Here is a 12,086-nt window from a genome sequence, read left to right as displayed (position 1 = left end):
TTAGCCCCGCAGCGTGTCGGTGAAGAAGACCCTTTGTTCGGCAGTTATGCTGGCCGAACCGACTAAATCACGTCTTTCATTTTTATTTATAATACAAGAAAAAGATGTGAAGAAGTGACAGGCCGTAGCTGTACGTTAAACAGAGAGACAAACACTGCTATTACACTTTGGTTGTCCGTCTGTGATGTCAGCCAATCAATAACAATGTAGATTTAAGGTCACGGCTTGCCGTGACCTTTTTTATTGAGGCTGTCATAATTAGCATTCTTTTTCATATGTTAGAGGTCTTGCATGCAAAAGTGGTATTTAGCGCATTGTCGTCCCCGAGAAGAAGAGCGGGCGCAGCAAAACCTGAGCAATCAAAATATTGAAGCATTTTATCCTTATGCAGAGGTTAAAAAACTGTATCGCCGTAAGCTGGTCACCCGCACCGAAGCGTTATTTCCGGGGTATATTTTTATAAAAGCTGATTTAAACATCACCAGCGCCAGCACCATAGGTTCCACCCGTGGCGTGCGTAATTTAATTCGCTTTGGTGGCGGCCCCTGTGAAGTGCCCACTGAAGTGGTAATAGAACTTATACATCACTGCAACAGCGATGAATTAAGAGAGAAGTTAACTGACCTTCCCAAAAAAGGTGACAGCGTTCGTATAGAAACCGGTCCTTTTGCAGGCCTAGAAGCTATTTATCAAGAGGCGGACGGGGAAACTCGGGCTATATTATTATTAACACTATTACAAAACGCCACTCCTACCAGCTTTGCCAACGATGAGTTTTCGCGTCTACCTAAGACCTAAGACTATAGCGGTAAGCCACACGAGGAGCTCATTACTGATGCTCTAACACCATCACTTTATGATGTTGTAATGGCTGGTAATGATCATAACGTGTTTTATCTGTTAAGCGTTGCCACCATTGTGCAGGCGACACACCCAGTGGTAACTCCACACCTAGACTAACTCGAGATTCAAATTTATCTTTGCTATTACTCAGCAAAGCACTTTTTAGTGTTAACACCTTCCAAGGAGAATAATTAATCGACCATTGGCGAGACAGCGGTGCTTTGTATTTATCACCACTGCCATACAAATTAAGTTGGCTGCCCTGCCATTGGTAATATTCCCCTGAGACACTTAATCCCGGCACCCAACCCAAACGCCCCTCACCAAATAATAACTGCCCTGACGCTGGGCGCTCTTGACGTCCAGCTTCTTGTTGCCAGTCAGACAGAGGCTGATATTGCCCCGCCCCTAGCGTCCAATCTTGATGCTCTAAAAATAATAATAAGCCACCTCTTTGGTGCTCCCAACTGGTTTGATAATCCAAAACAGGCTCAATGTGGCCGCTAATCGCGTTTGTTAGAGGCTGTTCAAAATGTAAGCCGGCTTGATAAGTTAACCGATCATCCCGGTAGTCAACACCCAGTTCGCCTTGCCAGTTCCACCTAACAGGTAGTGCCATACGACTACTTAACTGAGGTTCTTTATCAAATAAGGGTAGTTGATAGTCCCAGCTCCAAGACTCTGGATTTAACCATAATAACGAGCTTATCTGGCGAGAACCAAACGACAAGGTACTGTCTGCAAAATCACTGCTTTGCTGTTCAACAAACTGATCTATTTTATTCAGAGCCGCCGCTTTAGCCGCCGTTGCCAAGGTGAGCAATACCCGATCCGTTTTAGGCCCGCGGATCGGATCGGGCGGGCCCAGTTGTGGCAAGCGAAGTGGCCGAGACTGGTGTTGAGAAGCATGCGATGCTGTTGCTATAGAGGGGGGAAACTGCGCGTCAATAGCCATTGCTTGGGTGCTTTTAGTGCGAGTCTTAGGGTTCAGTGCATCAGGCACCCAAATCCAGTCGCCAGGCGTCAAGGTCGTCATAAAACGCTGAGGGTTAAAGTCACGGCGCAATTCCCGCTCACTCAGTTGATAACGCGCCGCCAATAAGCGCCAGCTCTCACCTGGCACCACCTGGTGCAAAGCCACTGATGGCATGGCCGCCCACACACCTGACGCAAGTAAGCTAACATTCAATAATGATAATGATATAAATAGGCGCAACCTAGGGGTCATATAATAATGTTAAGACCTTATAGCATGTGTTTGGGTCGAATAAATGAGCCCCTACATTAACATGTGCACCCTATAAAAGCTGCCTAGAGGCCAGCTCCATCTCTATAAGAATATTGCCCTTAGAAGTATTAAAAACTGCGAAGGCTTGTCTTGTAATCTTTACGCTTTGTAAGCCCAAGCTTATCCCTGAAAGCCACACAGTAAACGATACTCTTCCAATATATAGGTATCTGTCATGCCGCTAACAAAGTCGAGCAGTAATCGTACTCTAAAATACCACTCTCGCTCTTTATTATCTTCAAATAAGGCAGCCTGACGACTGTCTCGTTGGTAAGCCGCTAGGTGACGTGGTGGCAGCCGGTGGTATAAACGCCGCAACACTAAACCTTTGGCATCTTGGCGATTATTGAGGCTAATAAATTCCTGTTCAGGCAACGCCAATAAGGGGGAAAATGCTTCTAATACCCCTTTAAGTGCAGCAAAACCGGCCAGCTCTAATGCTTCCACTTCACGGCGATTAAAAATCTGGCGCCGTGCAAAGTCTTTTAGCCATTGCAGCGCCTGTGCCGGTGCCTGCTCAACCGCCAATAACGGCTCAGAGTGCTCCCCTGCTAAAATAGCGTCGTGATGCGCTAAATATTGCTGACTCACCAGCCGTTGTAAGTCATCATTAAGCTGCTGGCGAAAGCGGCTAAAAAAGTCAGAATCGCCCACCTTGGCTTGCTGCCAGCAAGTTTTAAGGTAGTCATTACCTTCACGTAATACCGCAAGCTCAAGCTCCGCTAGGCTTAATACGCCACGATCAACCGCATCTTCTAGATCAGCCACACCGTATGCCATGTCGTCTGCCGCTTCCATTAAAAACGTCAGCGGATAACGCCCGCGCACCGTGGTAGGAAATAGCGCTCTCATCTGTTGAATCAGAGGCCGCTCACTAAAGTAATGCCCAGGCTTTTGTTGCCACGGCGCACTACTTTGACGTTGGTAGGCACCGCGCACGTACTTTTGTAGTGCCGCAAGTTGGCTTAGGGTTAAGTTTAAACCTTGCACACTATGCAATAATCGCAGACTTTGGGCATTACCTTCAAATTGCTGTAAGTCAGCAATTAGCATCGGCCATTGGCGTGAACCTTTACCGACTGCCTGCTTAAATAACGTGGGCAATCGCGTACGCAACCAGTCGATCATCACCGACTCACCAAAATGACCAAAAGGCGGGTTACCTACATCATGTAGCAAACAAGACATTTCTAATAAACTAACAAAGGCTTGTTGCTCAAACGCCACCGCTTGCCCAGCTTGTAACTCAGCAGCTACCAGTAGCGCCAGCTGACGACCAATCTCTTTCACTTCCAATGAGTGCGTTAATCGACTGCGTACCGAGGCTTTAACATCCAGTGGAAATACTTGGGTCTTTTGTTGTAAACGCCGCACCGGTGAGCACTGCACAATCCGATTGCGATCCACTTCTATGGCGTTAAGTGCTGTTTCTTTATCTTTTGTGGCCCATTGACGATCACTTAATATAAATCCTTGGTAATCACTCATACTCGACTCTCTAACCAAAGACGTAGCACGGCTAAATCAGGGGATAGATGATGATTAAGGGCTGCTACCCAATCATCTAGTTGTTGCCACCAGTCAGCAGTATCAGGGCTTTGAATTTGTTGTGCTAATTGCTGTGCTCGCTTCAACCCCACCGATCCTGCAGCGCCTTTAATTTTATGAGCTTCGTCAACAATATTGGCTTGATCTTTATTGGCAACAAACTCATTTAACTTATTTAAGTAATCACAGGCCATGTCATCCAGCATATCGACGCTCGAGAGTAAAATAGCCGCACCTACGGTATCCACATAATCCGTTAAAAAAACTGTATCTAAGATTAAGTCTTCATCATTGTGCAACTGAGTATCTGTCGCTGCAACTAGAGTCGCCTCTACCGTGTTCGTCGGTGGCACAGCCGAGGTAGCGGGCAAAGCTTGTCGGCTCAACCTTTGTGGACGATGCGCAAAGAAACGGGCCAGTACGCCTTTAATGGCTTTAGAAGATAAAGGTTTGCTAATGGCGTCGTCCATGCCTTTGGCTAAGTACTCTTGCTTATCGCTGATCACATTCGCTGTTAATGCCACTAATGGTGGCAGTGGCTTGGCGGTTGCTTTGGCCTCGTTACGCAAATGGGCCGCTATATCAAAGCCGGTCATGTCGGGTAACTGAATATCAAGAAAGACTAAATCAAAATCCACTTTCGCCAACCAAGCTAAGGCTTCACCGCCATCGCGAGCCACTGTCACTTTATGCCCAAGCTTTTCTAATAAAGCGCAGGCAACGGTCACGTTCAACTCAACATCTTCAACCAATAACATAGACAGCGCTGGCAGGTGTGCCACTATAGGATCATCCACCGGCGCCGACGCGCGTAGTGCATTAATTGTTACACTAAAGCACGAGCCTTCGTTGGGCTCACTGTCGAGCTCTATAGTACCATTCATGGCATCTACTAACTGTTTAGAGACCGCTAATCCAATACCCGTGCCGGTCGCATATTTGTCCCCCTCCACTTGAAAATATAAAGAGAATATTTCTTTTTGTAAGGACTGCGGAATACCAATTCCGGTATCTTCAATATCAAAACGCAGTGTCACTTCACCAGGCATCAGCTCATCGGCCATGCAACGAATGGTCACCCCACCCTCATCAGTAAACTTCACAGCGTTTCCTACCAAATTCCAGAGAACTTGACGCAAACGAGTACCATCAGCCAAAATCCAGTCGGGAATGTCGCCGTCTCGGTCAAAGTGTAAATAGAGGCCTTTCTGTTCAGCTTGCAGTCGAGTCAGGCTTTCTAAGTCATCTAAGAATCCCGGAAAGTCCATGGGTTCAAGGGCTAGCTCTAATCGGCTGCGATCAAATTTATCAAGATCGATAATATCGTTAAAAATATTACCCAAGGTCACTGCGCTAAAATGAATGGTTTTCATATGTTGGTGCTGGGATTTATCTAGCCGGGTGGCCAGCAAGATACGACTTAAGCCTACAATACCATTTAATGGCGTGCGCAATTCATGGCTGATAGTTGAAATAAAAGTGGTTTTATCACGGCTGGCTTTTTCTAACTCTTCTTGATAACGCTTACGCTCAGTAATGTCTCGCCCAAAGCCAAGCAAACCTAAGCGCTGGCCGCTGCGATCAAAAAACGGAACCTTACGCAGCTCAAAACACGCATGACGCCCCTCTGGATATTGCAGCCATTGTTCATAGGTTTGGCTTTCATTTCGGCCAAAGACTTCCTTATCTGTTTCTACCACTTTTTCTGCTACGTCAGCGGAGTAGACATCAAAGGGGGTTAAGCCTATTAATTCATGCTCTTGCTTACCCAGTAAGTTTTCCATGGCACGGTTACAACCAGAAAACTCTTCCAATTCGTTACGGTAATAGACTAAATCGGGGGAGGTATCAATAAAAGAGCGTAATAGTGCCATACGCTCTTGCGACTCCATTTGCGCTTTTTCACGCTGATAAACTTCAGCCTCTAAATCTTCAATTGCCTGCTGGCGAGCCGTCTCTGCCTTATGTGTTTCTTCTATTTGGCAATTCAGTAAGGTTATTTTCTCTTGTAGTTCATTATTAAGTTCAAGATCACGCTCACGCATTTGTTGCAATCGTTGTACTAAACGACTTAATCGTTGCCGTGAGTCTTCTAATTGATCCACCACCACCGATAAAAAATATACCGCCCAAGGCGTGACTAATAAGCCAAAAAAAACCGAGCGCACCATATCAATCAGTTCAAAGGTGCCCCGCAAAAATAGCGTTACCCCCACCTGAATAAAAATGGCCAATAAAATGATACAGGCCGCTAACAGCATACTAAAGCGCACTATGCCAAGCTTTGTCATTAAGTCGACATAATACTGCGCCCATGTTTTTATTGGTTTCATTGGGTTGTCCGTCCGTAGGATATGTAAAACAGGATACCGACTTAGCGCATCAAAAACCAAACTTTACATCATTAACAAACGACAAAAGATCACGTTAAGTCATAGGATTTGCGCTCATTTTGCTAGGTGTTTTGTGCAGAGACCAGAATCTGTGATCGGCCTTTGAGTACGATAGTGATAAACTGAGTATTAATTTTTATCAGCAGGGTGTTCATTATGACAATTGGAATTATTGGGGCTATGGAGCAAGAAGTGGCCGTGCTTCGTGAAAAACTCATTAACCCTAAAACGACGACAGTGGCGGGCTGCGAATTTTATCAGGGCACACTGGCTGATAAAGAGGTGGTTATAACTCGCTCGGGTATCGGTAAGGTGGCGGTGAGTATTGCCACTACCTTATTGTTAGAACGTTTTGCTCCTCGTGCTGTGATTAATACCGGTTCTGCTGGGGGCTTTGACCCTGCATTAAACGTAGGCGATGTAGTGGTGTCTAGTGAAGTGCGTTTTCATGACGTAGACGTAACTGCTTTTGGTTATGAAATAGGGCAAATGGCTCAGCAACCTGCCGCCTTTGTCGCAGACCCCCAACTTATTGCTCTAGCACAAGATTGCCTAGCTGAACAAAATGATATTAACTTTGCCGTAGGCCTCATTTGTACCGGCGATCAATTTATGCACCGAGAAGAGCAACTACAAAAAGCCATTACTCAGTTTCCCACAATGAAAGCCTGTGAAATGGAAGCCGGCGCCGTAGGGCATGTTTGCCATCAGTTTCAGGTGCCGTTTGTAGTGGTACGTGCTTTGTCTGATATTGCGGGCAAAGAGCAGGCCGAATCATTTGAGGCTTTTTTAGACGTCGCAGCACAGCATTCTAGCGCCATGGTATTAGCCATGATAGCGCGCATGCCTAACTAACCATGGTCGATTACTTATCGCTGCTAGAACAGCCCATTCCCTTATTAACCATAGCCATTGCCCTTAGCTTATTGCTGCCCGCTACCCGCGTACAGCACCTAGTAACACACAGCTTACACTCTTTAGGGCTTCGCCTTAATGGTGCCCATTACAGTGCTCGCTACCTTAAGGTTGCAGGAGGCGCTGTGCTACTGTGTTTGTTATTGCCTTTAGTCGCTACTTACTGGGCATTATCGGTATTAGCGCCTTCACCGAGCTTGCTTGAGCCACTCTTGCTCTGGTGTTGTTTAGATTTAGGGCGCCTGAGCCGTGCTTTGCCCCCTTGTTTGCAACAACACGAACGACAAAAAGAGCTGGCACGCTTGGCTCTGGCTCCGTTGTGCTTACGCAAAACCGCTCCCCTGTCCCCGCTGGGCTTATATAAAGCCATGGCAGAGATGGCGACCTTACGCTTTGCCGCCGATGCCGCCTTGTTGTGCTGGTATGTCTGGGGGGGAGTGTACGCCGCTTTAGTTTTTGCCGTATTACGCTATGGGGCACAGGCGTGGCCTTTTAAAATACATCAGTGGCGCGCCTTTGGCACGGTCGCATCATGGCTATATCGCACTATGGCGTGGCTACCATTTCAGCTATTAGCACTCACCTTGTTTATCTATCCTGGCTCAATACGTGCCATAAAAGCGTGGCCTCAAGGTAAACTTTGGGCTTATCCGGCCAGCGGGCGCTTATTAGCCGTTGTTGCAGCAGGCATCAACATAGGGCTAGGCGGCCCTAGGCGCTATACCGATGCCACAAATTACTATCCTAAGCTTGGCAGTAAAAGGCTTCTCAATGGACCCGATACTCGTACCCTGCTCTTGCGCATTATAATGGCGTTGTTGTTCTGGCTGTCGTTAGGCTGGGCTTTTACTTTGGTGATGTTATTCAATGTTTAATACCATGCTTAATACCATAATGATGTGCTATCGCTCCCTCATTTTAGGGTTGGCGCTATTACTGCTATGCACACAAGTGCACGCTCAGGAAACAGGGTCTCATCACGCGTCGCGTATTATTAGCTTGGCACCACACATCACTGAAATGCTGTTTGCCATTGGGGCTGAACAACAGGTGGTGGCGGTAGATGATGCCAGTGATTATCCGGCGGCGGCGAAGAAGCTGCCCAAAGTAGCCAATTATCGCTCGCTAAACATGGAGCAGTTATTAGCGTTAGAGCCCGACTTAGTAGTGGCGTGGGGCAATGCTCAACAACAAATGGTGCAGCCCTTAGTGCAACTTGGCATTCAGGTGTTTTATTCAGACCCGGCCACCTTTGCTAAACTGAACGAAGAGTTAACGCAGTTGGGCGATCTAACCGGGCACTCATCACAAGCAAGCAAGGTAGCAAGCCGTTATCAACAACAAATAGCGACACTAAAACAAGAATATCAAGATGCCAGCCCTGTGACGGTATTTTATCAAATTGCCCGTACCCCCTTAATGTCAGCCAATGCCAGCACATGGATGGGACAAGCCGTTAAACTGTGTGGTGGGGTAAACATTATGGCCGAGAGCCCTACGCCGTACCCGCAAGTCAATACTGAACAGGTATTGGCACAAAACCCACAAGTTATAGTAGCAAAAAGTGCAGATGAGCTTGCTCACTGGCAGCAATGGCCTGATCTTCAAGCGGTAGCCAATGCACACTTACTCACTATAGATGCCAACCTATTGCACCGATTTACTCCCCGCACCCCTAAGGGAATTCGCCAATTATGTGCACAGCTTGACCAAGCACGGACTAATTAAAGGGTAATAGCAGCGAAAAGTACAAATTGTGTTCAATTGCATGCCTCTATACAATACCCCACATTTTTATTGTCAGCTTTATATTGAGAAGGTGAGTGCTAATGCAGCCCTTAGTTGAGTCTGTATTTTATTGGAGTGATTTATTCGGTACGGCTGTGTTTGCGTTTTCTGGCGTGCTTGTCGCAGGACGACTGCGCATGGACGGCTTTGGCGTTATTGTGCTGGCCGCGGTGACCGCCATTGGTGGCGGCACCATACGTGATCTTATTATTGGTGCCGATACCGTATTTTGGACCGCAGACACCCTATATTTATGGGTGATTTTGGCCACCGCACTATTAGGGCAATACATTGCTAAGCTGCCACGGCGCTTACCTTGGTATATTCTGCCATTAGCCGATGCCTTCGGCTTGGCGACTTTTACCATTATAGGTACCGAAAAAGCACTTAACCACGGAACCTCTGGCATGGTCGCCGTAGTGATGGGAGTCATCACAGGCGTGGCAGGTGGCATGATCCGTGATGTGTTAGCCCGAGAAGTCCCCATGGTGCTACAAAGAGAAATTTATGCTACTGCCTGTATTTTTGGCGGTATTTTATATACCTGCTCATTAACAATAGGTATAGCTCCTCTATTAGCCACTCTATTTGGTATGTTAGGTACATTTATACTCAGGGTAGCGGCTATTCGCTGGCATTTATCCTTACCTGCATTTTCACTTAACCGTTAAAATTTAGGGGTGAAGGTATCATTAAAAAAGGCCTTCATTGAAGGCCTTTTTTACTTAACAATACTGAATTTTAGGCAAGTGTAACCTTAGCAAACTTCCGCTTACCTACCTGATAAACAGCGCTACCTACTTGCACAATAAGCTTAGGATCGTCTAATTTCTCACCGTCTACTTTTACCGCACCTTGTTTGATCATACGTAATCCATCAGACGTAGAGTTAACTAAATTCGCTTCTTTTAGCAAGTTAGCAATGGCCATGCCGCCGTCAACTGCAACAGTTAACGTGACTTCTGGTAAGTCATCAGGAATCGCATTTTTCTGAAAGCGGCTCACAAAATCTTGGTGCGCTTGTTCCGCCGCAGCGTCATTGTGATAGCGACCAATCAGCTCTTTCGCTAATAAAATCTTAATATCACGCGGGTTAGCGCCCTCTGCAACTTGTTGCTTTAGTCCTGCTAAATCACCCAAGCTCAAACGAGACAGCAGCTCATAATAGCGCCACATCATCTCATCAGATAACGACATCACCTTACCGAACATTTCTCCCGGAGCTTCATCCACGCCAATGTAGTTATTCGCCGACTTAGACATCTTTTTCACGCCGTCTAGTCCTTCTAACAGTGGCATTGTAATAACCACTTGAGCTGGCTGTCCTTCTTCTTTTTGTAGCTCACGGCCCATCAGCAAATTAAATTTTTGGTCGGTTCCGCCCAGTTCAATATCTGCTTTAAGCGCCACTGAATCATAACCTTGCAACAGTGGATACATAAACTCATGAATGGCAATCGACTGCCCCGAACCATAACGCTTTTTAAAGTCATCTCGCTCTAACATGCGCGCCACTGTTAATTTAGACGCCAACTTGATCATGCCAGTCGCCCCTAACTCACCCAACCAGCTAGAGTTATAAACAATTTCTGTTTTATCAGCATCCAACACCTTAAAGGCTTGCTCTGCATAGGTTTTCGCATTGGTCGCCACCTGCTCTGGTGTTAAAGGCGGGCGCGTACTATTTTTACCGCTAGGGTCTCCCACTTGAGCGGTAAAATCACCAATCAAAAGCAATACATGGTGACCCAAATCTTGAAATTGACGTAACTTATTCAAAATCACCGTGTGCCCAAGGTGAATATCAGGCGCTGTGGGGTCCATCCCTAACTTAACTCGCAGCGGACGATCCAGCTTTAGCTTGGCAACAAGCTCCTCTTCAACCAATATTTCTTCTACACCGCGTTTAATTTCTGCTAACGCCGTTTCTAGCTGAGACATGTCCACTCCACTCCTGTGCACCTAAATAGCTGTTCTAAATATATATTGTGATCCGAAACGGCTATGTAGACAAACTAAACAAATAAATTGAGTATATTACTGGAATGGCAGATAAATTGGAAAGAATGTAATATCCCCTACATATCACAAGGAAGAGTAGCGACTCATCATGATTCAACGTTTTAAGTCATTGCCTCGCCAGCATAAAGTGGCCATCTCTCTACTCGGTGTCCTAGTAGGGCTATTATTTATGGCACCCACAGAGTTAGCTTTAGCCAGCCGATCACAGCCCAGCTCTGATTTAAGCGTGGGCGAGCGTCAGCCTTTACCTCTTGAACTCACTGATATGCCCATCAGCCAAACCGCTCCCCTCACTCAACACGAGCGTACCGTCACCATACAAAAAGGTGATACCTTATCGGCTATTTTTGAGCGTAATGGCCTCCCCTCACGTTTATTGCGTGATATAAACCGCTTGGGTCAGTCCGCTAAGGGCTTACAACGAATTTATCCCGGTAAACAAATTACCTTTTCTTTTAAAGAGTCAGGCCAGTTTGCGGGCTTACGTTATCCATTAGATAACAGCCGCACCCTTGAAATACAGCAAACACCAAATGGCTTACAAGCCAACACAAGCAGTGTCACACTCGACAGCAGGACCGCATACGCACAAGCAACGGTAACATCTAATTTTTGGAGTGCAGGAGCCAATGCCGGCTTAACGCCTAACCAAATTATGAACCTAGCGGCCATGTTCGCTTGGGATGTGGATTTTGCTCTCGATATTCGTGCCAATGACAGCTTTAGCGTTTTGTATGAGCAACACTATAAAGATGGCTTTAAAGTGGGTACGGGGGATATTTTAGCTGCCGAGTTTATTAACCAAGGTAAACGCTATCAAGCGGTGCGCCACACAGATGGTAATTACTACTCTGCACAAGGCCGCGCTATGCGTAAGAGCTTTTTACGCGCACCGGTAAACTTTACCCATATTAGTTCTAACTTTAACCCTCGTCGTTTACACCCCGTCACGGGCAAAGTTCGCCCCCACCGTGGCATTGACTATGCGGCACGCACCGGCACTCCCGTGCTTGCTGCAGGCAGTGGTACCGTTATGAAGTCCGGTTACAGCCGTTTTAATGGTAACTATGTGTTTATTCGCCACGACAATACCTATGTCACTAAATATTTGCACTTAAATAAGCGCTTAGTACGACAAGGGCAAAAGGTAAAACAAGAACAGCAAATAGGCACAGTAGGCGCCACTGGTCGCGTGACAGGGCCACATTTACATTACGAATTTTTAGTTAATGGCGTACACAAAAATCCGAAAACAGTGGATATGCCTGAAGCGGCGATATTATCTAACA

General features: G+C 46.5%; 10 protein-coding genes. 6 read left to right on the top strand and 4 right to left on the bottom strand.

The annotated features are described in order from the left end of the window. Window positions 1–291: 291 nt before the first annotated feature. Window positions 292–798 (top strand): transcription/translation regulatory transformer protein RfaH, encoded by a 507-nt coding sequence (gene rfaH, locus ACTHY5_RS09030; RefSeq protein WP_441878875.1) that lies wholly within the window; start codon window positions 292–294, stop codon window positions 796–798. Between the two features lie 31 nt (window positions 799–829). On the opposite strand, the gene ACTHY5_RS09025 is transcribed toward rfaH, so the two are convergent. The 3 genes from ACTHY5_RS09025 to arcB form a co-directional block, all read right to left on the bottom strand. Continuing rightward, window positions 830–1,993 carry an inverse autotransporter beta domain-containing protein gene (locus ACTHY5_RS09025; protein WP_441878873.1) on the bottom strand — a complete coding sequence of 388 codons (1,164 nt, stop codon included), beginning with the start codon at window positions 1,991–1,993 and terminating at the stop codon, window positions 830–832. A gap of 258 nt (window positions 1,994–2,251) precedes the next feature. Next, window positions 2,252–3,619 carry a dGTPase gene (gene dgt / locus ACTHY5_RS09020; protein WP_441878871.1) on the bottom strand — a complete coding sequence of 456 codons (1,368 nt, stop codon included), beginning with the start codon at window positions 3,617–3,619 and terminating at the stop codon, window positions 2,252–2,254. Further along, window positions 3,616–6,012, bottom strand: coding sequence for an aerobic respiration two-component sensor histidine kinase ArcB (arcB, locus tag ACTHY5_RS09015; RefSeq protein ID WP_441878870.1), 2,397 nt, complete (start codon window positions 6,010–6,012; stop codon window positions 3,616–3,618). The genes dgt and arcB overlap by 4 nt, the downstream gene beginning before the upstream one ends. 216 nt (window positions 6,013–6,228) lie before the next feature. Between arcB and mtnN the strand changes: the two genes are divergently transcribed. The 4 genes from mtnN (at window position 6,229) to ACTHY5_RS08995 (ending at window position 9,446) form a co-directional block, all read left to right on the top strand. Next, the gene (gene mtnN, locus ACTHY5_RS09010; RefSeq protein WP_441878868.1) at window positions 6,229–6,927 is read left to right on the top strand and encodes a 5'-methylthioadenosine/S-adenosylhomocysteine nucleosidase; all 699 of its coding nucleotides are present in this window, start codon (window positions 6,229–6,231) and stop codon (window positions 6,925–6,927) included. Between the two features lie 2 nt (window positions 6,928–6,929). After that, window positions 6,930–7,862 carry a cobalamin biosynthesis protein gene (locus tag ACTHY5_RS09005; RefSeq protein WP_441878866.1) on the top strand — a complete coding sequence of 311 codons (933 nt, stop codon included), beginning with the start codon at window positions 6,930–6,932 and terminating at the stop codon, window positions 7,860–7,862. Further along, window positions 7,855–8,715 carry a cobalamin-binding protein gene (locus ACTHY5_RS09000; protein WP_441878864.1) on the top strand — a complete coding sequence of 287 codons (861 nt, stop codon included), beginning with the start codon at window positions 7,855–7,857 and terminating at the stop codon, window positions 8,713–8,715. The genes ACTHY5_RS09005 and ACTHY5_RS09000 overlap by 8 nt, the downstream gene beginning before the upstream one ends. Before the next feature lie 101 nt (window positions 8,716–8,816). After that, a complete protein-coding gene (locus ACTHY5_RS08995; RefSeq protein ID WP_441878862.1) occupies window positions 8,817–9,446 on the top strand; it encodes a trimeric intracellular cation channel family protein in 630 nt (209 codons plus the stop codon). A gap of 70 nt (window positions 9,447–9,516) precedes the next feature. On the opposite strand, the gene tyrS is transcribed toward ACTHY5_RS08995, so the two are convergent. Further along, complete coding sequence (tyrS, locus tag ACTHY5_RS08990; RefSeq protein WP_441878860.1) at window positions 9,517–10,716, bottom strand: tyrosine--tRNA ligase; 1,200 nt, start codon at window positions 10,714–10,716, stop codon at window positions 9,517–9,519. Window positions 10,717–10,885: 169 nt separating this feature from the next. Between tyrS and ACTHY5_RS08985 the strand changes: the two genes are divergently transcribed. Continuing rightward, the coding region (locus ACTHY5_RS08985; RefSeq protein WP_441878858.1) for a peptidoglycan DD-metalloendopeptidase family protein at window positions 10,886–12,086 on the top strand (1,201 nt) is incomplete at its 3' end.

Source organism: Oceanisphaera sp. (assembly GCF_052084945.1).
Lineage (GTDB): Bacteria > Pseudomonadota > Gammaproteobacteria > Enterobacterales > Aeromonadaceae > Oceanimonas.
Note: the sequence above shows the minus strand (reverse complement) of the source record. Positions and strands in the feature narration are given on the sequence as shown.